The sequence below is a fragment of the Enterococcus plantarum genome (assembly GCF_001730295.1).
GTDB lineage: Bacteria > Bacillota > Bacilli > Lactobacillales > Enterococcaceae > Enterococcus_L > Enterococcus_L plantarum.
The window spans coordinates 38,816-65,724 of the sequence record NZ_MIKA01000005.1; the positions used below are offsets into that span (position 1 = coordinate 38,816).

The 26,909-nt window shown below is 35.8% G+C and carries 20 protein-coding genes and 2 pseudogenes; 8 read left to right on the plus strand and 14 right to left on the minus strand.

The genetic code is table 11. From position 1 onward, the window contains the following. Both BCR22_RS03080 and jag read left to right on the plus strand, forming a co-directional pair. On the plus strand, positions 1-828 hold the full coding sequence (locus BCR22_RS03080; protein WP_069653519.1) for a YidC/Oxa1 family membrane protein insertase: 828 nt from the start codon (positions 1-3) through the stop codon (positions 826-828). Positions 829-843: 15 nt separating this feature from the next. Further along, positions 844-1,611: an RNA-binding cell elongation regulator Jag/EloR gene (gene jag, locus BCR22_RS03085; RefSeq protein ID WP_069653520.1), complete on the plus strand. Its 768-nt coding sequence runs from the start codon at positions 844-846 to the stop codon at positions 1,609-1,611. A gap of 224 nt (positions 1,612-1,835) precedes the next feature. Here the strand turns inward: jag and BCR22_RS03090 are convergent, their stop codons facing one another. After that, complete coding sequence (locus tag BCR22_RS03090; RefSeq protein WP_069653521.1) at positions 1,836-2,177, minus strand: hypothetical protein; 342 nt, start codon at positions 2,175-2,177, stop codon at positions 1,836-1,838. Positions 2,178-2,489: 312 nt separating this feature from the next. On the opposite strand from BCR22_RS03090, the gene mnmE reads away from it, so the two are divergent. The 5 genes and pseudogenes from mnmE (at position 2,490) to BCR22_RS03115 (ending at position 8,157) form a co-directional block, all read left to right on the plus strand. Then, a complete protein-coding gene (mnmE, locus tag BCR22_RS03095) occupies positions 2,490-3,887 on the plus strand; it encodes a tRNA uridine-5-carboxymethylaminomethyl(34) synthesis GTPase MnmE (protein WP_069653522.1) in 1,398 nt (465 codons plus the stop codon). Between the two features lie 13 nt (positions 3,888-3,900). Continuing rightward, positions 3,901-5,808, plus strand: coding sequence for a tRNA uridine-5-carboxymethylaminomethyl(34) synthesis enzyme MnmG (gene mnmG / locus BCR22_RS03100; RefSeq protein WP_069653523.1), 1,908 nt, complete (start codon positions 3,901-3,903; stop codon positions 5,806-5,808). Between the two features lie 209 nt (positions 5,809-6,017). Beyond that, positions 6,018-6,362 carry a hypothetical protein gene (locus tag BCR22_RS03105; protein WP_069653524.1) on the plus strand — a complete coding sequence of 115 codons (345 nt, stop codon included), beginning with the start codon at positions 6,018-6,020 and terminating at the stop codon, positions 6,360-6,362. A 21-nt stretch (positions 6,363-6,383) separates the two neighbouring features. Further along, on the plus strand, positions 6,384-7,148 hold the full coding sequence (locus BCR22_RS03110) for a peptidoglycan amidohydrolase family protein (protein ID WP_069653525.1): 765 nt from the start codon (positions 6,384-6,386) through the stop codon (positions 7,146-7,148). Positions 7,149-7,216: 68 nt separating this feature from the next. Then, positions 7,217-8,157: pseudogene (locus BCR22_RS03115) on the plus strand (dimethylarginine dimethylaminohydrolase family protein). 667 nt (positions 8,158-8,824) lie between these two features. Here BCR22_RS03115 and BCR22_RS03120 read toward each other — a convergent pair. From BCR22_RS03120 to BCR22_RS03130, 3 genes and pseudogenes are all read right to left on the minus strand, one after another. Beyond that, the gene (locus tag BCR22_RS03120) at positions 8,825-13,126 is read right to left on the minus strand and encodes an LPXTG cell wall anchor domain-containing protein (protein ID WP_069653526.1); all 4,302 of its coding nucleotides are present in this window, start codon (positions 13,124-13,126) and stop codon (positions 8,825-8,827) included. A gap of 736 nt (positions 13,127-13,862) precedes the next feature. After that, complete coding sequence (locus BCR22_RS03125) at positions 13,863-15,161, minus strand: immunoglobulin-like domain-containing protein (RefSeq protein ID WP_069653527.1); 1,299 nt, start codon at positions 15,159-15,161, stop codon at positions 13,863-13,865. Between the two features lie 187 nt (positions 15,162-15,348). Further along, a pseudogene (locus BCR22_RS03130) lies at positions 15,349-15,822 on the minus strand (FtsK/SpoIIIE domain-containing protein); the annotation flags it as partial. A gap of 464 nt (positions 15,823-16,286) precedes the next feature. Between BCR22_RS03130 and BCR22_RS03140 the strand changes: the two are divergent. Beyond that, positions 16,287-16,496 (plus strand): helix-turn-helix domain-containing protein, encoded by a 210-nt coding sequence (locus tag BCR22_RS03140; RefSeq protein ID WP_069653530.1) that lies wholly within the window; start codon positions 16,287-16,289, stop codon positions 16,494-16,496. 47 nt (positions 16,497-16,543) lie between these two features. On the opposite strand, the gene BCR22_RS03145 is transcribed toward BCR22_RS03140, so the two are convergent. From BCR22_RS03145 to essB, 10 genes are all read right to left on the minus strand, one after another. Next, a complete protein-coding gene (locus BCR22_RS03145) occupies positions 16,544-17,083 on the minus strand; it encodes a hypothetical protein (protein WP_069653531.1) in 540 nt (179 codons plus the stop codon). Positions 17,084-17,197: 114 nt separating this feature from the next. After that, complete coding sequence (locus BCR22_RS03150) at positions 17,198-17,617, minus strand: hypothetical protein (protein ID WP_069653532.1); 420 nt, start codon at positions 17,615-17,617, stop codon at positions 17,198-17,200. Next, entirely contained in the window at positions 17,607-18,080 is a 474-nt protein-coding gene (locus tag BCR22_RS03155) for a hypothetical protein (RefSeq protein WP_069653533.1), read from the minus strand. The genes BCR22_RS03150 and BCR22_RS03155 overlap by 11 nt, the downstream gene beginning before the upstream one ends. Beyond that, positions 18,070-18,699 (minus strand): hypothetical protein, encoded by a 630-nt coding sequence (locus tag BCR22_RS03160; protein WP_069653534.1) that lies wholly within the window; start codon positions 18,697-18,699, stop codon positions 18,070-18,072. Before BCR22_RS03160 ends, BCR22_RS03155 begins: the two co-directional genes overlap by 11 nt. Positions 18,700-18,720: 21 nt before the next feature. After that, complete coding sequence (locus tag BCR22_RS03165) at positions 18,721-19,869, minus strand: hypothetical protein (RefSeq protein WP_069653535.1); 1,149 nt, start codon at positions 19,867-19,869, stop codon at positions 18,721-18,723. Positions 19,870-19,873: 4 nt separating this feature from the next. Then, positions 19,874-20,407 (minus strand): hypothetical protein, encoded by a 534-nt coding sequence (locus BCR22_RS03170; protein ID WP_069653536.1) that lies wholly within the window; start codon positions 20,405-20,407, stop codon positions 19,874-19,876. A gap of 14 nt (positions 20,408-20,421) precedes the next feature. Next, positions 20,422-20,691 carry a hypothetical protein gene (locus BCR22_RS03175; protein WP_069653537.1) on the minus strand — a complete coding sequence of 90 codons (270 nt, stop codon included), beginning with the start codon at positions 20,689-20,691 and terminating at the stop codon, positions 20,422-20,424. Between the two features lie 23 nt (positions 20,692-20,714). Then, entirely contained in the window at positions 20,715-21,173 is a 459-nt protein-coding gene (locus tag BCR22_RS03180; protein ID WP_069653538.1) for a hypothetical protein, read from the minus strand. A gap of 12 nt (positions 21,174-21,185) precedes the next feature. Further along, positions 21,186-25,673: a type VII secretion protein EssC gene (essC, locus tag BCR22_RS03185; protein ID WP_069653539.1), complete on the minus strand. Its 4,488-nt coding sequence runs from the start codon at positions 25,671-25,673 to the stop codon at positions 21,186-21,188. After that, the gene (gene essB, locus BCR22_RS03190; protein WP_167351498.1) at positions 25,674-26,906 is read right to left on the minus strand and encodes a type VII secretion protein EssB; all 1,233 of its coding nucleotides are present in this window, start codon (positions 26,904-26,906) and stop codon (positions 25,674-25,676) included. It lies immediately after the preceding gene. Positions 26,907-26,909: the final 3 nt, after the last annotated feature.

A 26,909-nucleotide genomic window follows, 5' to 3' on the forward strand; every position in this document is an offset into this window, starting at 1 on the left:
GTGAAGAAGTATAAACGCCTATTATTGATGGCAGGTTTGATTACACTTGTTTTTGTGTTGTCAGCCTGTGGAACAGCCCCAATTAATGAAAGCAGTACAGGAATTTGGGACCGCTATATTGTCTATTATTTCGCTGAAGCAATTAAATTTTTGTCCATTTCAGCAAATACGGGTATCGGGATCATTCTGTTTACATTAGTGATTCGAATTATTTTGTTACCACTGATGCATTTCCAAACGAAAAGTATGCGCAAAACGCAAGAATTACAGCCAAAATTAAAAGCGCTACAAAAACAATATTCTTCAAAAGATCCAGAAACGCAACGTTTATTCCGTGAAGAACAGCAAAAACTATATGCTGAAAATAATGTAAACCCATATGCTGGTTGTTTACCATTATTGATTCAAATGCCAATCATGATGGCGCTATATCAATCAATTTCTCGTGTGCCAGAATTGAAACAAGGAAGTTTTATGTGGTTGAATCTTGGGAAACCAGACCCGTATTTGATTTTACCGATTCTTGCGGCAGTCTTTACATTTGCCAGCACATATTTAACTAGTATGAGTCAAGTTGAATCAAATGCGTCATTAAAAATCATGAACTTCGTAATGCCAGTGATGATTTTTGTAATGGGTATGAGTTTAGCTAGTGGACTATCTCTTTACTGGGTAGTTTCAAATGCGTTCCAAGTAGGACAAACATTATTAATCAATAACCCATTTAAAATCCGTAAAGAGCGTGCAGAAGCAGAACGACAAGTGAAAGAACGCGAACGAGCATTGAAGAAAGCAATGAATCCTAAGAAAAAAAATAAGAAAAAATAAAAGGAGGTTTTCCAGATGCCGGTTTATGAGGGAAACACAATTGAAGAAGCAATAACTAAAGGGTTGGGCGCACTGAATTTATCAAAAGAAGAAGTAGAGATCAAGGTAATAATAGACGCTAAAAAAGGTTTCTTGGGTTTCGGTAAAAAACGTGCTCAAGTCTCAATCGAGCCTACTGTCAGTGAACAAATCACAGAAGCTGTTGTAGAGACAGTCGAAGATGTCATTGTGGCAGACGAGGAAGTTAAAGTAGAGACAGCTGTTGACGAATTATTGGCCGCTAAAATGCCAGATACCTCTGGACCTAAAGTCTTGGAAAACCTAGAAGATGAAGAAGCGATCACTGAACTAGCGCTGTATTTAACAACTATTTCAAAAGAGTTGAATGCACCTGCTTTAGTTCGTTTAGAGCGTAAAGATGGTTTGTTGGTTTTTCATTTAGAGACAGATAAACAAGGGATTTTGATCGGAAAACACGGAAAAGTTTTAAATGCGCTTCAGTATTTAGCACAAGTTTTCGTCCATCGTGTTGCGGAAAATAAATTGTCTGTGGTAGTAAATGTTGGTGATTACCGTGAAAAACGTCAAGCGATTTTGCAACGCTTAGCAGAAAGAACGGCAGAAAAAGTTAAGCAAACTGGTCGTCCGGTTTTTCTAGAACCAATGCCAGCGTTTGAAAGAAAACAAATCCACTTTACTTTGAGCAAAGATGATCACATCAAAACGCATTCAGAAGGTGACGAACCTTATCGCTATCTGGTTGTGGAACCCGTGAAAAAATAGTATTAAACAATAAATGCCTCTTTAAAATAAATTTTTTAAAGAGGCATTTATTGTTTAAATCAGATAATTATATAAAAAAAATACATTGACAAATACTACTAAACAAAGTATATTTTAAACGAAATCATTCTTATCAACGTACAAAATACGATGATAAAGTAGTTGGAGCATTCGTGCTTCTTCCAGCCTGATCCTTTTAGGATCAGGTTTTTTCTTTCTAATATTTAACCAATGGTTGTTTGTGTAAATTGAACGACTGTTCCATAAGCAAAAATTTCTACAACCCATTTTCCTTGATACTCTACATATTTCTCTTCAAAATGACAATTGATGACAGCATCAGCTTCGTATTCAAATGCAATCACTTTCAACTGACGATAAACCCCACTGAATACATCATTTGGATTGACATCTGGTGAAAATAAGTCTGTCTCAATTCGATCAGTTGCAAAAACAATATCTCGAACGATATATTTTTTGTTGACATTTCCCGTAGATAATGTGATTCCACTTAAACGATTTTCTAGTTCTTGTTCATTAAATTTATCTTTTTTATCTCGTTTCATCTTAGGAACCTCCTTAATTTATTAGGTTTATTTTAAAGATAAAACGGTAGAAATGCAAAATTTATGAATGATTTCAGTGAATAAACAATGTTGCGAAAAAAACATAAATATGATATTCTATGTCAAGAAATTAATAGGAATTGATGCAGTGAAAGTGCTAGATCCAACCTGAAAAAATAGGGGTGGAGTGGGCGCTTTTTTTGTAGCCAAAAATAGATGTATACATAAGTAACAAAAGATACGAGTGGTTTAACGTAGTCATTATTACGAAAAAAACGGCTCAATCCATTAACGAAAGGAAGTCAGTCAACCATGCAACAAATTACGCTAGAATTTGATACGATCGCCGCAATTTCAACGCCACCTGGCGAAGGAGCAATCAGCATTGTCCGTTTAAGTGGTGATGAAGCGATTAAAATTGCAAATAAAGTATATCGTTCCGGCAAGAAGCAACTACTAGATGTTCCTACTCACACGATCCATTATGGTCATATCCATGATCCGAAAGACGACAGTTTGTTAGACGAAGTGATGGTTTCAGTCATGCGAGCACCAAAAACGTTTACGAGAGAAGATGTTGTTGAAATCAACTGTCATGGCGGTATCGTGGTCGTTAACCAGTTATTGCAACTATTGTTAAGAGAAGGTGCACGTTTGGCTGAACCTGGTGAATTTACGAAAAGAGCATTTTTAAATGGTCGAATGGATTTGTCTCAAGCAGAAGCTGTGATGGATTTGATTCGGGCAAAAACGGATCGAGCGATGCACGTGGCGTTGGATCAACTAGATGGAAATTTATCCACTTTGATTCGTTCATTAAGACAAGAGATTTTAGAAACATTAGCCCAAGTTGAAGTTAATATTGATTACCCAGAATACGATGATGTAGAAGAATTAACGACAAAATTACTACTTGAAAAAGCTGGATTTGTCAAAGCTCAGATCGAAGGTTTATTGACGACAGCGAAACAAGGAAAAATTTTGCGAGAAGGGCTAAGTACAGCCATTATCGGTCGTCCAAATGTAGGAAAATCGAGTTTACTAAATCATTTATTACGTGAAGAAAAAGCAATTGTAACAGATATAGCGGGAACGACACGAGATGTCATCGAAGAATATGTCAATGTGCGCGGAGTTCCATTGAAATTGATTGATACAGCAGGAATCCGAGAAACAGAAGACATTGTGGAACGAATTGGTGTAGAGCGTAGCCGTAAAGCATTGGCTGAATCAGATTTGATTTTGCTAGTTCTAAATCAACATGAGCCTCTAACAGAAGAAGATCGTCAATTACTAGCCGCAACAGAAGGCTTGAAACGTGTGATCTTATTAAACAAAATGGATTTAGCGCCTCAATTAGATCGAGAAGAATTAAACCAACATGTTCATGACGAAGAAATTTTACCAGTATCCGTTTTATCAAATACTGGGATGGAACAATTAGAATTAAAAATCGCAGACTTATTTTTCGGCGGACAAACAGGGGAAAAAGATGCCACTTACGTATCCAATACCCGCCACATCGCCTTACTAGATCAGGCAGCAATAGCGTTAGATGAAGTGATTCAAGGAATTGAAGCTGGAATGCCGGTTGACCTCGTTCAAATGGATATGACTCGCTGCTGGGACTTTTTAGGTGAAATTGTCGGCGATAGTGTTCAGGACGAGCTGATTACCCAATTATTCAGTCAATTTTGTTTAGGAAAATAGAAAGGAAGAGTCGATGAATCAATTTAAAGCAGAATCTTATGACGTAATCGTAGTCGGAGCAGGTCACGCAGGATCAGAAGCAGCCCTAGCATCCGCTCGTATGGGCAGCAAAACGTTGCTTTTAACAATCAATTTAGATATGGTAGCCTTTATGCCATGTAACCCCTCTGTGGGAGGTCCAGCCAAAGGAGTCGTGGTTCGAGAAATCGATGCGTTGGGCGGTGAAATGGGTCATAATATAGATAAAACATACATCCAAATGCGGATGCTAAATACAGGAAAAGGTCCGGCCGTTCGCGCCTTGCGCGCCCAAGCGGACAAACACGCTTACGCAACAGAAATGAAGCACACTATCGAGCGTACGGACAACTTATCATTACGACAAGGAATCGTGGAACGCTTGATCGTAGAAGGGGGTATTTGTAAAGGGGTTATCACAACAACAGGTGCACAATACCAGAGTAAAGCGGTAATCATTACAGCTGGAACAGCCCTGCGTGGAGAAATCATCATCGGTGAATTAAAATATTCTTCCGGCCCCAATAATTCATTGCCATCCATTGGTTTAGCCGATCACTTGAAGGAATTAGGCCTTGAAATGGATCGTTTCAAAACGGGGACACCACCTCGCGTGAAATCCAGTACGATCGACTATTCTGTTACAGAAGAACAACCTGGTGACGAACAACCAAATCACTTTAGTTTCAGTACGCCGGATGATGCGTATAATTTGGACCAACGTTCTTGCTGGTTGACTTACACGAATGAAGGAACTCATGAAATTATTCAAGATAATTTACACCGAGCACCGATGTTTACAGGAATTGTTGAAGGAGTAGGGGCACGCTATTGTCCATCGATCGAAGACAAAATCGTTCGTTTTTCTGACAAACCTCGCCATCAACTATTTTTGGAGCCAGAAGGATTGAACACTGAAGAGGTTTATGTTCAGGGGCTTTCTACTTCATTACCAGAAGATGTTCAAACTGATATCTTACATTCAATTGCAGGATTAGAAAAAGCTGAAATGATGCGTACAGGATATGCGATCGAGTACGATGTTGTTGTACCACATCAATTACGCCCAACCCTTGAAACGAAAGTAATCGATGGTCTATTTACAGCTGGGCAAACCAATGGTACCAGTGGCTATGAAGAAGCAGCGGGGCAAGGACTGATTGCAGGAATCAACGCGGCACTTAAAGTGCAAGGTAAAGATCCGTTTGTAATGAAACGTAGCGACGGTTATATTGGTGTGATGATCGATGACTTAGTAACAAAAGGAACAAATGAACCGTATCGTTTATTAACATCTAGAGCGGAATATCGCTTGATTTTACGTCATGATAATGCGGATTTACGTTTGACAGAACAAGGCCATGAAATTGGTTTAGTTAAAGAAGACCAATATACTGCCTATCTTGAAAAGAAAAAGGCTGTCGAAGCCGAAATCGCTCGGTTAAACGCAGTCAGAGTGAAGCCTACAGCGGATGTACAAGCATTTTTAGAAGCGAAAGGCTCCGTTCCGTTGAAAGATGGGGTTTTAGCAGGAGACTTCTTAAAACGCCCAGAAATGACCTATCATGAAGTGATACAATTTATCCCAGCAACAGATGCGAAATTAGATGATAAAGTCATCGAACAAGTAGAAATTCAACTTAAATATGAAGGCTATATCAAAAAAGCCTTGGAAAAAGTCGACAAACTAAAACGCATGGAAGCCAAACGAATCCCAGAAAATATCGATTACGAAGCAATCAATGGATTAGCGACAGAAGCAAAACAAAAATTACAAAAAATCCAACCAGAAACAATTGCTCAAGCCAGTCGAATCAGCGGTGTGAATCCTGCTGATGTTTCGATTTTGATGGTTTATATCGAACAAGGCAAGATAGCAAAGATAAAACCAGAAAATACTTAAGAAGTAAAAAATAAACTGAAATTAATAGATATAGTGAAAAGCTTGGGACCTGCATCTTAAGCTTTTTTTGTTTCATGTGAAACATTCTCAATTTACCAGCCTTAAATCAGAAGTTTGGGAGATTTTTAACAGTAAAGTAACAGTCGATTACCTTAAATATAGAGTAAGATCAACCTATCAATAAAAATCAAAACAAAGGAGTAAAATCAGTGCGGACAATAAAGACAATCAGCGACTTTTGGGAAGTAATCGATGAAATAAGAATAAAAAAAGAATTAAATTGGACAGAATTAGTTGGAGGAAAAGCGAACTTAGCTGCTAGTCAACATTGGAATCCTCCGTTGACGTATATTCTTCAAATACAAAAAAAGCTAGATATAGATATCCTGAATACGTTTGTCTATGAATTAGTTGAATCGGAACAATTAATTGGTAAAGACCCAGAAACGCCAAATAAAATGAAGTTGATTCACCAGTGGATTCAGTCTGACAATTGGATGGAGGATGAAGAAATCATCCAAAAAGTTCAAGAAGTTGCTAAAACGATTCTATAAAAAAATTAAAGGAGTAAGAAAATGGCTAATATAGAAAATATGATTAAATGGATGACAGACCGTAAAGGAACCGTCACGTACTCGATGAATGCAAGGCTAGGCCCTAATAGCTACGATTGTTCAAGTGCGGTTTACTTCGCTTTGATCAGCGGTGGTTTTTTTACTAGTGGAATGATAGGCAATACAGATAATCTGTTCTCACATTTGGAAAAAACTGGCTGGATGCAAGTCCAAGAAGATGCCTCAGGAAATTATCCTGCTAAAAAAGGAGATATTTTTATCTGGGGAAATCGAGGAGCATCAGGTGGAGCGGCAGGACATACAGGCATTTTTTTAGATGATCAAGATCAGATCATTCATTGTAATTATGGCTATAATGGTATTACAGTCAACGATCACGATACGATTTGGGAAATAAACGGCTGCCCTACCTTAACTGTATATCGTTATGGAAAACCCGGAAACAGTCAATTAAAACCACAACCAAATCCTTCACAACCAATTTCTGTGACGAAAGAACAACAAACCGGCTTGATTTCAATGTCAGGTACATTTTATCCAGATAGAAAATTAGCAGTAAGCGAAGACACAGAACCAGATGAGGTGGTGAGTCCTGCACTAGATTATTATTTACCTGGTATGGCAGTCCACTATGATTACTATCTTCATAGTAATGGCTATGTTTGGATCAGCTATATCAGTCAAGGAGGTGCTCGGCGCTATATTGCCGTGGGACCAGATGATGGGCAGACTAATACAACTTGGGGGACAGGTTTTTTTAATTGATTAAAAGGTCTATCAAAAGTAACCTTGCTATAATGATGGAAACGTCACGATAGATGGAGAGATAGTTAATGAAGACTAATTTTGTAGAGAGTGAATTTGCTCCATTAAAAAGAGTTGTTTTAGCACAATCACAATTTTATTTGCCTGAATAGGAGGACGAGTTAGATACAAGCTTTCTATCAGAAACAAACATAAAACTTTTCAAGAATAAAGTTGGTGATATAGGTGATCTTTACCCAGATATGCAGAAAAAATGGGAAAAAGAGCAGATGCTTCAATTGTTAGGCTCCTATGATGTAGAAGTTATCAGACCGCGGAAGTTGACAACTTATGAAAAGACATTAGGAAAAGAGAGTGGACATGGCTATGCTAATTTCTTTTCCAGAGATCCGTTTTTCACACTTGGTAATTTCATCATCGAAGGCAACTTGAGGTTTGCTCACCGACGTTTGGAAATCTCGCCGATACGAGCTATTCTAAAGGAAGAATCCAAGCATGCAGAACACACCACAACCAGATTTTAAGAAGGATCAGAAAGTGAAACAGGACCGTTTCTAGAAGGCAAGCGATGTTTTGGTTTATGGCAAAAAAATATTTGTGGGATATTCAGATTTGGCCAGCAATCAAAATGGAATCAATTGGCTGAAGACACTGTTAGCTCACTGGGACTAATACGTTTGCATCCAGATATAATGCACCTAGATTGTGCTCTAAGCATGGTTAAAGACGGATTGATTATTTACTGCGAAGAAGCTTTTTTAGATGGGTTACCCAATGCGCTAGATAACTGGGATAAGATAACTATTTCTTTAAAAGAAGCCTCCTACTGATTGCAAATGGCCTTCCGAATAATGACTCTGTGTATGTGACAGATCAGTCATTCACACAGTTGATCACAGCGTTGGAAAGTCATGGCGTCAAAGTAGAAACATTAGATTACGAAGTTTCAAGAATATTCGGTGGCTCTTTTAGATGTACAACACAAGCACTACTGAGAACAAGCTATTAATCTAGGAATTCACTCGAATTTTATAAAAAGATAAAATAACTTCAGATTTTTACCAAACAATCGTAATAAAGAAACCAAAATTTCGACACAAAATAGTCACAAATTAGAGTTATTATATATTCATACCAAACAAACAACCCTAACAAAACACTTTTTCATTTTTTAACTCCTTTTCCCGCTCTTCCCCAAGAGCGGGTTATTTATTGTGAATCACTGTGATTGGCTATGCCAGAACAGATGATTCACAATACTTGGCGACCAAAGGGAGAGAAGTCCCCGAACTAGTGAATCCCCTTCTATTACCCCAAAAACAAAAGAAATCTTGAGATAAGCCAAGCCAGAACAACCAGTGAACAAAACAAAGAGTTAAAAGGGAGAGAAGTCCCCGAACTAGTGAATCCCCCTCTATTACCCCAAAAACAAAAGAAATCTTGAGATAAGCCAAGCCAGAACAACCAATGAACAAAACAAAGCATTAATAGGGAGCACAATTACTATAATAGTCAGTCATTAAACGTTGTTTCAATATCTATATTCCCAAATAATTAAAAAAGTAGAACCTGTAAAATAAAAAAACATCTAGACATGATCCTTCAATTTGAAGTCACTGTGTCTAGATGCTTTTGTTGTTCTTTGGTTAGTGTAACATTAATTAGGAAATGAGCACCTACCTACTATGTTTTCCTTTTTTTCTTCTCCAGAAAAGAAGAGATCCCGCGGCTCCAGAAATAAAGGTACCCAAACCTTGTCCTAGTAAAGATGTTTCTGATCCTGTGTTCGGTAGTCTTCTACTAAAACGAGTATCCGGAAGTCTAGATTTCGATGGATCTGCGACTAGATTAGTTTTAGAACGTGTAGTCTTAGGCAAAACGTCTGCTTTTATAGGAGCTATTAACGATTCAGGTGCTTCAGATTGTTTTCCTGCTACGGGTGCCTCTAATATTTTAGGTACCTTAGGTGCAGTAATGTTAATAGATCGCTCTACTGGTGGTTTAGCAAGGTCCACAGTTTCTGGTGCTGTAAGTGCTGGAACAATAGGCTCATCGCTTTTAGGTGCTTCTTCCAGTTCTTTAGGCCGTTCTAGTGGGTCTACGTTCGTACTATCTTCTAGCTCGTTTAAATCAACAGGTGCTTCAGGTTGAATACTCCCTTCAGCTTCGACAGTATCGAGTTCCACATTACTCACATCTTTTGAAATGAGCAATTCATCGATTGGATCAAGAGGCGTAGAGGTATGTTTTATTGTTAGCATTGGCAGATCGATTCCTTCAATTTTAACACCTAATTTTGTTGAAGCTAGAGAAGATGCAAGTGCAATATTCTTTGGTTCTAGTACTGGGGTTACATTTTCAGGCGCAGTAATCCCTAAGGGTTCTTCAGGTGGTTTAGACATATCAGGTATTGGTGGAATTATTGGGTCATTGATTTGTTTGAGCCCTAGTAAATCTAAATCTGATTTGATAGGTTCAACACTAAAATCAGAAGGCGGTACAAAAATATCTAAATCTTGTCCTAATATAGTACTAGTATACTCGCCAGTTTGCTTAAATTGAGTGGTCAACCAATAATAAATTGATATTGGTTGACCGGGTATTTCTGGAAAAGGAGTATTTTTTAGCCTGTTGATGTTCGCAGCAGAAAGAGTAGAAGTGAGATCAGACATAAGTTCAATTGATGTTAGGATAGAATCTTTTAGATAATAGATCTGAACTGTACTACCAGTTTGAGCATTAAAGACTTTAATTGCTTCTGTTATATCCTTTTTCGCCTGTGCCCAAGTTGATGAAACTCCTTCCAAATAAGCTCCATACTCGGAGAATTTTTCCACTTGTTCTAAAACTGCTTTTTCATAAGCAGCTACAAATCTATTCCAATCCTCTAAAGTTTTCATTTTTTGTAAATTCTCGGTTGTGAAGTCAGGTGATATTGATGTAAAATCACCTGTTTCTAATGAATTAAAAATCGGTTGCCAAACATTTGAGTAGTCATCATTTGGATCTCCAACATTACCAATTTCCCATCCAGATGTATAAGTTTCGAATGCTTCTAGATAGTTACTATAGGATTCATAATATTTTTGATAAGCAATGGCTTTATCACTGTTTTTTTGCATCATTTCAGTTGAATCTGCAATAAACTCTACTAATTTGCCTTCAAAATTTTCTGGATTATACACGAAATTATATTTAATATCATGCGAAATTGAGCTAGAGTTATAGATGGTATTTTTCTCTTGATAATCTTCAATGATTGGCCAAGAATCAATTAAAGATGCTGTTAAATCTTGTTTAGCTACACTATATTCTGCTTTCCAAGTACTTAAAATATCAGGAATTTTTTTGTAGTTATCTTGTGTGATTTGAGCTGTTGGGAAATCAGCAATAACTTGCTTCATGTTAGTAATTGAAGTATTGATTTCGTCCTTAGCAATAACAGCCTTTTCATAAGCTTCGAGTGCATCTGTATAAGGTTTTGCAGCTGTGAGATAACTATCTTTTGCAAGATCATACTTGGTTTGTAGATTATTAAAGAGCCCAATTGTTATATCATAGTCATTTTTAAGAGTTTTTAATTTTTCATGTGCTGCTTGATATGCAGTATCGGCTAATTTCCACGCAATATATGCTGCTTCGTATGATGTATTAACCTTATCGTATTCTTCGTGAAGTGTTGTAAAAGAATCTTCTATTTTTTCATATTCTTTTGAAACAGCGGTGTACTCTTCGTCATGTATTTTTTTTTCAGCTGTAACTTCGACCAGTATGCCTAAAGTTGTATTATAGGTTTTTAGTGTTTTTTCATATTTATTTTTAAGGTCAACGTAGTAAACAGCTAAAGCAGTATATTCTTTTTTGATAAGCTTAAAGGATTCTTTCGCTTTTGAAATTGCTTCTGATGCGATTTCAAAAGCTGTTTTAGCAGTACTAAACTCCGTTCCTAGAGTAGAAAATTGCTTTTTAACCGCTTCGTACTCTTTCATCGTTTCAGTATAGTGTGTTTTTAAATCAGAGTACTGTTTCTGCGTTTTTTTTATTATTCTTCCTAAATTAGTAAAGGATGTCTCAGCTTTTGAAAGATCTGATTTTAGTTGTGTCAATTCATTTTTCAACGTTTGATATTTTGGGAAAAGACGGTCATATTCAGCACGAGCTAGTTCATATTTTTTGGTTACAGCATCATATGTTTTGTTCGCCTCGATATATTCTGCTTCGGTCACATCGAAAGCTTCTGATCCACTTGTAAATTGATCAAAGAGGGTATCATAAGAAGCCTTTACTTGAGTAAAGTGATCTTTTACTTCATCAGATTTTTTAAGTGCAGCTTTGTAGGCTGTTTCTGTTTCAGCATAGACATTCATGACGTGAGTATAGTTAGCGTTGATTGTTTGATACTCTTTTTCTAATTGTTGATAATCATTCTTTGCGTTATCATTTTGTGTCACAAGAGAATCGTATTTTTGCTTGATAGACTGATAAGCTGCAGTGATAGCTTGATATTCACCTGTTGCAGTTTCATAGGCTGTTTTGACTATTTGAAATTCAGCAGTTAGTGAATCTGCTTGTTCTTTTACTTGTTGGTATTCTTTATCGAGTTCATTGTAGCGTTCGTTGTTTTCAGCATAGGCTGTCAGTGCAACGGAATATTCTGCTGTACCTTCTTGATATTGCTTTAAAAGTGCTTCTGCAGCTACTCGTTTTTCATTATAGTGTTTCAGGTTAGTTTCGTAAGTAGCAAGGGTTGTATCATAATCTGTTTTTTGTTGATCATACGTTATTTTAGCCACTTGATAGGTTTTTGTTTTCTGTTCAAATGCTGTTTTTCCTTTCTCATACGTTATGCGAGCTGTTTCATATTGGTTCACTAATTCGTTTAATTGAGTTGAGATCGTTTCATATGTAGTCTTTTTCTCTTCATAAGTTTGTTTTGTTGTGTGATAATCGTCTTTGATTTTATTGTACTCAGCCAGTTTATTTTCGTATTTACTTATTGAAGTCTTCAATGCTGATAAGCGTTTTTCATAGGTTGTTTTGTCAGTTAAGTAACTGTCTTTCGCTTCGTTATACTCTGTTAGTATAGCGTTATATTCCGCAAGCGCTAAATCATATTTGGCTTTAACTTCAATATAGCCAGGTTTAGCAGCTTCGAGTGCTGCTTTTAGTGTAGTATAGGATGCGACAGCCAGATTAAATTCTTTGGCTTTAGTCTCATACGTTGTTTTTTTAGAGTTATAAGTATTAAGCAATTTCTCATAAGAAAGCTTTTGTGCGTTATAGTCTTTTAATTGGTTATTATAACTGTCTTTTGCTTTATTATAGGCTGTTTGACTCTTTCCATAAGCTATTGCAGCTTCTTCGTAAATTTTCTGTTTTTTTTCATAGGCAACGCGTAAGGTTTCGTAGTCGGCTCTTTTTTTCTCTGCATCCTCGTTTAATGTTTCATATTTTGTTCGTTCGGCTAAATAGTTTTTTTGCATGCTAATAAACGTTTCTTCTGTTTGTTGATAAAGGTCTTTTTCTGCTTCATACGCATCTTTTGCTTCATTATAATCGTCAATATGTGCTTCATAGTTTGACTTGTTTGTTTCATATGTAGTTCTGCTTACTTCATACTTTTCAGTAGCCTCATCAAATTTTGTGAGCTGTATCTGGTAGGTTTCTTTTAATCCATCTAAAGTGGTTTTAAGTTGATTTGCGGTTGTGTACGTTTTATCTGCTTCATTTTTTAAGATATCATACTCTGCTAGTGACGCATTGTAACGCTGTTTGGTTGCTTCGTATTCATCTTTTGCAGTTGTATACTCCGCTAATATAGTCTTATAATCTTTTTCCAAGACGGTTTGAGCTGATTGGGATTGCTTTACTTGTTTTATGGTTGCAGCTAAACTTTGTACCGGAGTAATTGTTGTTATGACAAGCGTACTTGAATACAATAAAAATTTAAATGAACCTTTTCTTAATGAATCATTCATTAATTTACACTTACCTTCCTTTTTTTAATATTATTATAGTAAAAATATAAAAACCAAAAGATAGTTATATTTATACAAATGTAATTATACAATATGTTTACGTGATATATTTATCATAATTTTCTCCACGATTCTAATTTTTTGATAAAAGACAATTAAAATTTATATTTAAAAACTATTCTTTTTTTGTATTCTTTTTTTGCATAAAAGCATTTAATTTTATTATTAGCTAATTTTATTCGAAAAATAAATTAAAAAATCTGATTTTTAACTAACAAACGTAATAAAGAAACCAACTTTTCAACATAAAATAGACACAACTTCAAGTTATTATATATTCATACCAACCAAACAACCCTAATAAAACACTTTTTCATTTTTTAACTCCTTTTCCCGCTCTTTCCCCGTAGAGCGGGTGTTTTTTTGTGAAACACTATGAATAGTTTCACAAAAAAAAGAGTTCAAAAATGAACTCTTTTTTTTTACCAATTTCGAAATATCCTAGAGACAGTAACCAATAAGACGAAAGCCACACCAACTAATTAGTAGCTTACACTGTAATTTGTTTTCTTAACTTCAAAAATGCGCTTGTTTGGGTTTCCAGTTTGTGTTAAGTCTCTGGTATCTTTACCTGCATGAACAATTGGTTTATAATTCGTTGCATTTGAATCGGAACTACCAAATGCGATGACGGATAAGTCATTTGTCTTTTGTTCAGGTGTTTTTAACCACGCGCTTAAAAAGTTTCGCCGAAGACACTTCGGATTTGGAAATCATATTGGAACGACAGCTTTAACCCTTTATATTCAGTACCATCAAATGTGCGGTTCTCAAGATTACTAACAACGACTTTACTAGGATCTAAATCATTTATTGAAATAATAGGGTCAAGTCCCATTGTAAAAGCTACAATTTCCATATCTTTTTGATAATAGAAATAGAATTCGGGTTTTAACCATTTAGCAGTTGGAATTGTTTCTATGCCCATGTTGTATTCATTTTCAAATCCATAATTTCTAAATGACGTTTGAAACCCTACATTTCCTCCAGGTGCAGCAGATAAGCCATCTGAATATTGCCCGATGAAGGGTCTTGATTGTCCACTCTCATTAATGACTACGTTAAATCGACCAATCTCTATTCCTTCAGCATTTAAGATGGCTATAGATGCTTTATCAGCAATACTCGTGATAGCTCTAGCAATCAAACTAAACGTTCCATCGGATTTAATAATAGTAGTTTGTTGGCGTTTATTGTTTACGTATAAGCGAGCCTGAGCTGCTCCGCCGCCGTTAACAGTACCCGTGATATTTCGTTCTCCAAGAGAGAAGTCATTCAAGTTCGTTACTAATTTAATTGGATTGACTGCCACCTTGGCTTTTTGAACTAATTCACCCTCAACATCAAACCCCAACACTTCAACATAGTCTCTAAGGAATTGAATTTCATCATTAGTATCCAATGAAAATAGGCTAGTATAAGGTACTTCTTTTTCATCAACTATTGCAGTGTTTACGGCAAGTTTTACATCAGTTATTTCCCAATCTGCAAGTCCTGTGACAACAGAGTCTTTTTTTAAGGTAAATGCATCAGGTGTTAAAATCCATTCGCTTTCTTGAAGAAATACTTCAGATTCTTCAACAACAACCTTTTTATCTCTCTCTAATCCAAGAACGGTTACGCTATCTTCCATAGATTGAATACTATTCTTGATATCCAGTTCGAAAAAGTAATTGTCTTCTTTTGGAACATCCTCAATAACTCTTTCTGTTGTTATCAATTTTTCATTGACCCAAAGCTGAACCCAATAAATATTGCTTCCTTTTTTAACCTCACCAGTTACAAATAGACTCTTTTTTCCACCAACGCCAACTGGATCAGTAATAATATTTTCTGCATGATTTTTAAAGGCAGCAGCTGTATCAACGGGGGGTGTTTCAGCTGCTAAAACAGTTGATCCAGTATTATCCGGAAGAATGATACCTCCCAAACTTAACCCTAAGACAACACTTGCGGTAACGATCATTTTTTTCATTTGCTTTCTCCTTTCAAAGCTATTTATAATCATTGTAAATCATTTATATCATTAAGTTAATAAAAACGAACTGAGATAATTTGAATCGTGAATGTATTCAAATAAGAAAAATGATGTTTATTTATCGAAAGAATATTTTATTTGGCAGCTTCATCCGTCACTTTCAGGACAATATTGAATTTCGAGTTTTTTCATAAAACTCAGGCCGTTCTGATTGCAACTCCGCAAACTCATCACTAATTAGGAAAAGGTGAGGCATAGGTTCAGAAACATCGCCACTTTTATATAATTTTTGATACTGATTGATATGATTCACGTTATTCTCCGAGAACAGGCGCTGGCGGCGTTTTAGCTCGGCATTGATCGAGATTAAGGCACGCATACTTTGAGCGCCATCTAGGTTGGTAATACTCCCTAATAAGTGAGGCAGGTTACGGAACAAGTTCGCCATTCCTCCACCTTTGTAGTCAATCAGTAGGAAAGCCACATCGTAAGGATGGAAATTCACGGCTAAACTCAAAATATAGCTCTGCACGATTTCCGATTTACCAGAACCTGTTGTCCCAGCGATTAACCCATGAGGTCCGTGGGCTTTTTCATGTAAGTTCAAGTAGACAATATCGTCTTTTCCACGTAAACCTAAAAGCACAGCTAAGGTTCGTATGAGATAAAAGAAAAAGACAGAAGCTACTTAAAAAAGTAATTTCTGACTCTGAAAGGTAATAAGTAATTAAATTTTTTCTTTTCGGTGTAGTTCTTCAATTTGATTTTCCATTTTTGGGAATAGTCTGTGAAAAATCAGATTGAAAAGCTGAGAATATTTTCGAACAGGCATAATAGTCACTAGCGATTTTCTTCTTGTTTACGGGGCGTTTTTTGTCACTGAAAAAGTCGTTCAGTAACTTTAGTGCAGCTTGCCAAGAATTTAGTTGCTCCAACATGTCATGCAGGGAATAAATTTCCTGATGGCTTACCATTTTAATAGGTGGATTATTTTTTGTCTCTAGCTTTTTAATTTCTATAATTCTCCTCCTTTTTTTGAAACGATGCTTATAAGAGCACCACTTCTTTTTTTATTATACTATATGATGTTCGTATGAGCAACAGAAGGATGGAGGAAATTTTATGGAAAGAAAAGTAGAAATTCGTTTGAAACAATTGGTTAAAGATAGAGGTATATCATTAAGAGAGCTTGCACGTTTATCTGATATTGAGCCTTCAATTGTTAACAAATTAGCAAATAATAAAAGAGAAAAGATTTATTTACCGCATATCAAGAGGATAGCCGATGCTTTGGATATTAGTGATATATCTGAGATAATTCGGTTGAAGTAAAAAATTGTGCAAATATCGCATTTCTGATATTTGCACAATTTATTATTCTATATTTCTACTTTTGTTATTTTAGTCACCTTATTATCTTCTAATTCTATAGATAAAGATAGATACCCTTTTTCTGATGTATCATTCCATCGCAATACGATTAGTCCATCTCCATTTTTTCTCATTTTGTCTGGTTCACCAAGTTCATTCATAACCTTATCAAATGAATCTTCTTCTGTTATTTTTTTAATCTTCTTTTCGTCAGGTATCGTTAAATCATTGCTGTTCATTTTGATAAACGATAATTCATTTTCTTCTGGAGAGTATATTAAATTTTGAATATAATCCTTTGAAATAATAGAAATTTTAGAAATATTCTTATCTTTACCTTCTTGGAAAATATACTCATTTTTTTCAGCAAATCTTTTCAATGTTTCAATATTGGATTTTTCATTTTTTGTGGAAACATCCATTGTTTTAAAAATGTCTGGAAAAGAGTTATATGTTTTCTTATTGGAAGATACGAATAGCCATCCTCCAATGATAGCAACGAGGGTAACGCTAATTAAAACAACAATAAAAACTTTTTTATTTTTCAATATTCTCTCCGTTCTTATTTAACAGAAAAGTTTATTTTAGATTACCTATCTCTTGAATAACTTGAAATTTTCTATTTGCTATTCGATAGTTTCAGGTTTTCTAATTGGTTAGAGTTATTCTTCCTGTTGTTTCTTCTTTTTTTCTTCGTATTCTATCCGAACAGCTTTTGTATAAGAGTAGTGACGAAATAGCAAAACAATGCCACATACAATGAGTATCAATTCTAAATTTCCCCAAGTAAACGAACTATAACTAGAAAAAATATTAGTAAAACCTGAAGCTAAACAGCAAACAAATATCCACCACGCAGTTGAGTTTTTTGGAAAAGCTTTCTCTTTTTTTACTAACCAAAACATTACGATAGTTTGAATAATAGCTCGAATAAGCATCCCGCTTAGAAGTAGTCCATATAGATAGTATTGACTTCCTGCCCAAAATCCAAAAATAACATTGAATATTGTCATTATTACTTGGACAAAAAGAAGAATAGTCGCCATAGTATCTAGTTTATCTCCAGGATGTTTACTTTGCACTATTTTGTAGCTCCTTTTCAGATAATTCATCTGTGTCATAGCTTATTTCGTTACAATAGTGAATGACTAATTGGTAGTTATCGTTTGTTAATTCTTGATTATCATATCGATCGTTTCCAAAATCGATTAAATCTAATCGCACATCATTTGGAAGAAGTTCTTCATAGCAATTTTTATTGGTTCTTAAAGCACCTTTGAAGTATTCTTTTCCAAATAAAGATAATGTAACGCCAAATTCAATTTCTTTGACTGGTTTCTCAGTTTGATTAAGTAGAGCATACTCTAATACCATATTTTCATTTTTAATGGTTATATTTCCAGTAATGATTACTAATTCATTGGCAGGAAATTTGTCTTTATTTTGTTCTAGAAATTCTTTCCAAGCTGCAATGTAATTTTTGTCAATGGTCATTACGTCATATTCAGGTGTTTCCTGTAGGTACTTTGCCCATTTAATGTTCATTGGTGTTGTCCACCTTCTCTCCATTTATTTCTAAATCTGTTATTTTAAAAGTGATATCTGGACCTTTATTTTCCATTAATAAATCTGCTGATTTTAAAGGAGCATCTCCATAGATAGCTAATGTAAAAAAACTTTTAGGTGGTAGTTCAACCAAATCATCACCCTCAAAATTAGATTTTATAGGTTCTACATCTCCAATATTTTTGAATGAAGGAGTAAGGGTAAAACTTAATTTTTTGATAGTCGTATTTGTCGTATTTATTAGAAATGTTCCTAAGGTGTAGCGTTCTTCTTCAGGAGAATAATGCAATCCGTATAAGATAATATTTATTTTTTTAGATAAATCTATATTATCTTGTATTTTTAGGAAATTTACTTCAAAAAAGTTGTTATCAATGAAAGTTTGTTTCTCATTTTTTTTCTGATTTTTTGTTAATAGGAGTTTATAATCTCCTATTTGATAGCCGTTGTTTAGATAATCTTCTTGCTCCTTAGTAATTATTTCTTCGCTTGCGCTATTTGAAATAACGTTATTATTAGTATTTTTACAACCAACAAAAAATACACAAGTGATAATTAATATAAGTATATAACCTATTCTTTTTTTAAAAAAATGCATGACACCATTCTTCCCTTCAAATTAAAGATCAGTATCTAAATCTATTAGGTCAACTTTTTTCCCAGAAACACCGATACCAATTAGACCAGGAGTACCTATCTCTATTCCATCTGAAGCTAAATTGGCTTTAATTTTGGCAGATATTATAGAGATGTCAAGTTTACCCACATATCTAGACTGATCATCTTCCCAAAAAGTAACTTGCATACCTATCTCTGCCATATTTCCGCCGAGAGATACTTCAGCGCCATCTTTATTGACTGAGCCTTTAAGTTCGGCATTTCCTATTGACCAGTCAACTTCATCTAAGGTTCCGCTAACAGCACTTGCTTTCATAGACCCACTTGCCCCAAGTCCTGATTTTACTGAATTTTTACTTTCTCCATTCAAATCAACATTTGAATTCAATCCCGGTTTCAATAAAGAGCCTTTCATAGAGCCTTTGACATTAAAGAAATCTAAAGTAGCGTTGTTTACGTACTTAATTATATACTGTCCATTCTCATATAATAATACAGCATCTCTTCCCATTGTCGACGGTGGTCGGTTTATTAGAGGCCATGATTTCATATTTTTAAAGGTATAGTATTCACGCAAAACTTTAATTTGTTCATCTGATAAATTGCGATATAATTCTCTGATTTTTTCTTCTATTTGTTCTGGAGATAATAATTTATTCATTTTGACTTCGTGTTCTAATCGTTTGTGACGTCCTTCATTGACACCAGGAATTTTATCAATGTTCCCAGCCTTACCTATTGCTTTTAAGCTAGAATTAAGACCTGGTGAAGTAAGAGAAGAAGCACTTTGGATTTGGCTTTTATATTGGCTTATTATATTCTTAAGCTGTTTCACTTCGTCGGAGCGAGTAGAGATATTTTCTTTCAATTTTTGATCGTTAGTTTTTGATTTTTCCTCTGCTTCTGTTAAAGCAACTTTTATTTTTCTAATGTTATGATCTAGTTGTTTAGTCAAATCTGCAGATGGAGAACTTGTATAGTTTTCAGACAATGTGTTTGGAAGGGAAAGGTCACAACTACTGATAATTTCATCTATTCTAGTAGCAAGCTTTTCTGCAGACGTATAGTGAGTATCTACATCATTAGAAAGACTAGTTATGTCCGTGTTATACTTTTCAATTGCTTCACTAGTAATCTTTTTTTTCGCCATTCTGTTACCTCCAATTGGCTATATTTGCACCAGAACTGATGATGTTATTAATATAGCTATCCAATTCTTCAAATACTTCTGCATCATTAATAATTTTCTTAGATAATGCTTCAAAAAAGCTTGATACTTCATTCATATAAGCAAGAAAATTCTCTAGATATTCTTTGTAGCTTTCATCGGAATCAGAATCCCATACATCTTTTGTTAAAGAATTTTTTTTATTTTCAATTACTTTGATTCCTTCTTTAAGCTGTGTTACACCCAACATAATATTAACACAAATTTCAGATTCAATTTTACTTTTATCAATTAATAACTCTGCACCTCTTGTATAAGAGGCTTGTGTAGGTTTTGATTTAGTCTGTGCTTGAATCCCATTAGCATAAGCAGGTGTAGGTTGCGAGATAGACGAGTATGAAGGGGTATAAACCTTACTAATTCCATCTCCAGTTCCTTGGCCATATGGACTCCATTTGGGTGTATTGTTGTTTCCAGTATTAACACCTTTTATGTTAATTTCATGTGTTTTATTTTTCAAGTTAATTCCCCCTTTTACAAATCATTAAAAATTTGGAATGCTGCGTTTAAGTCAGAAATGACTAAATCATTATATTTATCGGTAGGGGCAATGACATCTGATTTAATAATATTCATTAATTCCTCAATACTTTTACCAGCTTCTCCTTTATAACCCTTACTTTCAACTCCATCAAGTGCCTTTTCAATGTTAATTAAGCCGTTGTGGATACTTGAAAACCCTGTTTTTAGTCCAATTCTTTGCTCCTCTAATATTTCTGTTTCTACTTTTAGTTTATACCCCATAGATGTTACACTTCCTTTTTAATTTATATTATTGAATTTAAAGCAATTTGAAATTGAATTTGGGCATCTGATATTTCTCTAATTAGGTTTGTCAAATCAGATTGAAGAGTCTCAATTTTTTTATTCAATTTTTCTTGAGCAGCAGTGGCAACCATTCCCGCGTGGTTCATTTTAGTTAAGCAAGTATCACCATGGGCTGTGATTGAATCTGTCTCAGATCTTACATGCTTCATATATTTTCCTTCCAAATCGTCGTAATTTGAATATTTTGATGAAGCAAAATCTACTACTTTCTTTAATTCTAAATATTGACTATCCATTGTTTGAATATTACTATCCAAAAATATTTTTTGCATTTTTAAGTGTTCGATTTCAGAAACAAGACTATCCCGTTGACTTTTCATTGCTCTTATATTCGGCTCGTACACATTCTTGAGATTTTGACGTTCTACATTTTTTTCAGCTTCTGTTTTTTTTGCCATATTTTTCTCCCTTTAAAATATTGTTGGTAATTTAAGAATAGTCGCGTAATCGTCTTCTACAAAGTAAGCTTCTTGATTCGTTAATGCAGGTGATTTGTAGTTCAAGTTAGCAGCTGTTAATAGACTTTGGTCTGAATATTTCATAAATAGTAAACCATGTTTATTTTGTTTTAATAACTTAGAAAAATCGTCATAGTTCGCACCATAATCATTTGCTGAGCCGAATGTAATGAATTTAATTGAATCATATTCTTCATAAAGTTCAATATTTATCTTGGCTAAGGTATCTCTTGTTTTGGCGCTAAAATCATTAATGTTTGCAATTAAAATATAATGATTCATTTCAACATCGGTTCTATTTTGTTCTTTTAGAGCGACTTGTTCATTTCTAATACCTGTTAAGAGTTGTTCCATTCCCTCAAGTTCTGAAACATAGCTAACCACTGAGCCGCTTAAATGTTGATACGTTTGTCGACTAGTATCAAGTACATGTAAATAATTAACTGGATTGACTTGATTCATACGGTTAATTTGTGTAATAAAGAGTTTCATTAAGCCTTCGGTATCTTGTTGACTAGCTCCTACAACTGTTAGATGTTCTTCTTTAGTTGTCAACCAAGGAACTACTTCAACTGTGTCTAAATCTAATCCTAAAGGTATATATTCGTTTGAAGCAGGATGTTTTCTGTCTAAAATACCTTCAAAATGTTCATAAGTTAATTCTTCTGGCACCATTGGAATCGGTTCAGGTCTAGCCCCAGTCCAATGTTTATCCATCTGCGCTACTTCTTCTTGAATCGCTTCAATAATCTGCAATGTATCTTCACCATCGGCAGGTAATGCTGCTTGGAATAACTCAGGTTCTTCCAACTTGATCAACCCACGACCAGGTAAATCCTCAATTGTAAGTGTAGTTCGTCCAACAATCGCTCTAGGCTCACTATCATCGATCATTTTTAATACGACTTGCGTTTTGATATTACTTGAAAGAGTCGCTCTCATTGAGTTTTGACGTCCCGCAGATAGAAGTAGATGAATCCCAATCCCAGCACCTTCACGAGCCACTTGGGTAATCACTTTTTCAAGGATTTCATTGAACTTCGCATCTTTCAATCCTTCAAAACCATCTAACAGAATAAGGATGATCGGTTCTTCTTTGCCACTAGCACGCTCATACATATCCAAACTCGCCACTGAAAACTCACTAAGAAGCTTCTTACGACGTTTCAATTCATCATTGATCCGTCTCGCAAACTTCTCGATTTTCTCTTCTTCATCAATACTCATCGTATCTGCGACATGCGGTAATTTCTTCAACGGTAATAATCCATTCGTCCCAAAATCAAGCAAGTAAACATTCAATCGCTCAGGACTATGCACTCGCGCCAAATCCATCACAACCGTCTGCATAAACGTACTCTTACCATACCCAGGACTACTAAACACGGTCATATGACCTTCTTGTGTCATATTCAAACGCAAGGTATTCTGCGCCTGCATACTTGGCACATCCACCACACCCAAAACAGGTTCAAGCGGCTGTTTCGCTGTTAACCATTCTTCTCTAAAGTCCACAGGATGTAGCGTAGAAGAAGCAATCCGTTCTTCCAACGGCGGTAACCAAGGTCTTGGTAATGGCGTGATATTTTCACGTTCTGCCACTTCATGAATCCCATCAATAATGGCATCCAATTCAGTCGGAATCTGTTTCACATCATCCGCATTTTCAAGTCCACTTAAATCTTCACTCAAGATTTCATACTGCCCTAAATCATTCACAAGGTAAATCGTATGATCCTCAATCTGTTGGTCATCTTTCTCAGGCTGATAATCCGCACCACTCCAAGCACTTTGGAACAGTTCATAAATCTCATTATTCCCCACTTGCAAGTACGCACGCCCAGCTTGGGTGATTTCTGCGGCATCAGGTGTTTTCAACATTTCCATCGAATCGGCTTTATCCGCCACTTTCAACGCTAATTTAAATTTCGAGTTACTCCAGATTTGGTCATTCACCACACCACTTGGTTTTTGAGTCGCAAGAATCAAGTGAATCCCTAACGAACGCCCAATACGAGCAGTGGAAACAAGTTCTTTCATAAACTCAGGCTGTTCTGATTTCAATTCCGCAAACTCATCTGAAATTAAGAAGAGGTGAGGCATCGGCTCTTCAACATCGCCACTTTTATATAATTTTTGATACTGATTGATATGATTCACGTTATTCTCCGAGAACAGGCGCTGGCGGCGTTTTAGCTCGGCATTGATAGAGATTAAGGCACGCATACTTTGAGCGCCATCTAGGTTGGTAATACTCCCTAATAAGTGAGGTAGGTTACGGAATAAGTTCGCCATACCCCCACCTTTGTAGTCAATCAGGAGGAAAGCTACGTCGTAAGGATGGAAATTCACGGCTAAACTCAAAATATAACTCTGTACGATCTCCGATTTACCAGAACCTGTTGTCCCAGCGACCAATCCATGCGGTCCGTGGGCTTTTTCATGTAAGTTCAAGTAGACAATATCGTCTTTCCCACGTAAACCAAGCGGCACAGCCAAGGTTTTATGTGGAGAATGTTCAGCCCAACGTTGGGTCACATTAAACTCATCAAATTTCTCGATGCCGTACATTTCTAGGAACGTCACCGCTTCAGGAATACTTGATTTCAAGTTCTGTAAGTGATTCAATGGTGCCAACAAACGTGGCAATTGTTCTTTACTAAAGTCAGCAGGGAAGTGATCCAATTGGAAAGGCGTATTTTTCAATTTCCCTTCTTCCAATAAGAGAACCCCAGTATTTCGGTCACGGATATCGATAACGGTTTTGATATTATCCGATAAGCTACTCATAACATCTTCCACGAAAATCACACTACAGCCTAATTCGCTTGGATCTTCATTGAAGAATTCCATAATGACATGATCCAAAATCAATTTCTCATCAGTGATCATCACCACATAGTGAGGGGAGAAGATCGTACTATCCCGACTATTGCGGTTTTCTTCCATGGAATTTTTACGGTTTTTCAAGATTTGATTCAAACTATTCAATACTTGGTCACGGCTCCGTTGGTTATAGACAAACCCACGCACATTCACATCCTGCATCGTTGCATGAGGCAACCAACGCATCCATTCCCATTGGTCTTTTTCGGCTTCTGGGAAAATCGAGATAAACTGTAAATCATGGTAACTATGAAACACTGATAATTGATTAACCAATAAATGAAGCTGTTCCAACACTAAGTTTCTAGGGCCAATATACCCAACAGGTCCATTGACTAAATTCGCTACGATCGGCATATCCTCAAGCTCTAAGCTCTTCGTATAAAGCTCATACCCACTTTTTTCTAAATCATCTGTTTCTTTGCCACGTTCTTTGTTCGAATAGGTAATTTCACTTGATGATTGCAGTGTTCCTAAACCTAAACGATAGAAGAGAAAGTCAAAGTGTAGTGCTGTTTTTTCATAAATTCTAGGGCTATACGTTTTCGTCATCTCCAATAGTTCTGAAACGTTTGGATAGTGATACAATTGCCCTTGTTTTTGTTCTTGATTTAATTGGTGTAATTCTACTGACTTGTCGACTAAATATTTCTTATAGCTCACTTCACGATCGATCAAGCTTTGTTTGTGTTCTTTTTTTGTTTTAAAGTAATTGGTGATCGAGAAAATAATCGTGATCAACGTCGTTGCGGCACTGGCTAAAACGAATAAACCATTTGGTCTGAAAAAGGCCATTGCCACCGTTACCATCAACATGACGATCGGTGGTAAAATCGTTTTGATCAGTTGATCTTGTTGTTTATTGTTCGGTTCACTTGGTGCGTTGATCGTAATTTTTTCCTCTGGTTCACGGTAAATGATCCGCGGTGAACGGTGGAAATCTGGGTAATCTTCATAGACATCGTAACGAGAGTTGTAGATTTCGCATAGATCAGATTTTATGATCGTACCTTCTGTGGCGTGTATTTCATGAGTAAAAATTTTCAATGTGTGGTGTAAGAAAGACAGCTCGTCTCCTTTACCAAGTAAATAGTCTGTGCCGGTAAATAATTGATTATTGATCATCAACTCACCAGAAAGTACCGTCAACAACCATTGCTCGTCTTGTTTTTTCAAAATAGCGGAAAGTGGTTCTGCTAAATGATCATTCGGCAATTCAAGGGTTGCGCCTTTATCCGTACTCAAAATGATTTCTTTTTTGTCTAATAGATCAAACACATGTAGTTTGGTCACAGGTGTTAAGATAATTGTTGCTTGTTGATCATCTGATAATGAAAGGGAGAGGGGAGTGCCAAGTGATAAAACATGTTCCTGCCCTTGGTGTGTCACTACCCACTCGTCTTGTTTTTCGATCGTTAGTTCATCCGCTTCTGTCAGTAAAGGTAAGTGAAGAGATACTTGATTATCCGATCCGATTCGTTGTGTTTTCTCTTCGTCCAGGGTCAGTTGATAGCGATAGCCTTGAAGATAGATGATGGCTTGTGTCTTTGTCATCTAATTTCCCTCCTGAGCAGTCGATCCTTGTGTTTGTTCCGCTTCTGCTGCAGCATTCACACTTTCGTCACGTTTTTCTTTGTATTTTTTGTAGTCCGCTTCTAATTTACCGATTGTTTCTTCTTTTTCGGTACCAGTCATTTTTGTGTCTTTTCTAACTTGTTCGATTTTTTGTGTGATTCCATATAAAATCAAATCGGAATCTTCTAAGTTTTTCGCTACATCTAGCGCTTCATCCAGATTCCCACGACCATTTTCGATCCAGTAGTCTAGATAATTTTCATCAGAACGTAAGGTTACGTTGTTTAAAATAACTTTTTTCTGTTGCTCCTGTAAGGCTTCACCTTGAATAAAGCTAAAGGCTAATTCGTATTTTTGGGTGAAAGGAATACTTGCTGTTTTCACTGGGTCTAAGGTTGTGATCACGGCTTCATAGTCATTTTTCAAGAAGGCTGTATCAGTATTTTGCATCCTATCTAAGAATGGTAAACGGAAAAACAGTAAATAAACGAGTGGAATCACTAAAATTGCGGATAAGACTGTCATCCAAATCGATAATTGTTTCATCACTTGGAATTTCGTTTTGCTGACTTTTTTAATTGTTTTTGCAGCATGTTCCACTGTTTGGTCGTACATTTGAACTAAATATTCTCTGATTTCTTCAAAGCTTTCTTTTTTCAAAATCGTTTGGACAAACTCAGAGCCTTTTTTGATTTCTAGTTGCCCTTCATAGAGTTTGGTAAAGTCATCTTTTTTCTCGAATAAGGCGATGATCAAGCTTTTGTATTGTCTTAATAATAAGTCATTATTGGTGACTTTCGGCGGCATTTTTCCGTCGAGTCCGCGATAAGCTATTTTGGGCTGTAAGTTATAATCAAACAGCAAATTTTCTGGGTGGATAAAGAAGGTAAGTGGTAAATCTAATAGTTGTTCAACTGCGGCCATATTTGCCATGGCACGAAGTTTATCTTCTTTTGTTCCAGCTTTTAATTCTGTAAAGGTAATGCGTTCTTTAGGTAATTCATACGTGAAGGTCACGGCATCTTCTTCCCAGTGGATGCTTGTGTCCATCAATAATGGGTGAGCGACTTTCAATAAAGCTAAATCTTTTTCTTCATTGACTTGAACTTCTGATTTTCTTAAAGCAAGCTGCCAATTTGCCACCGTTTTCTTAAATTCATACGTATGTTTTTCAATTATTATCGCTACAGCTGTTTCTTTCATGTTTTCCATCAT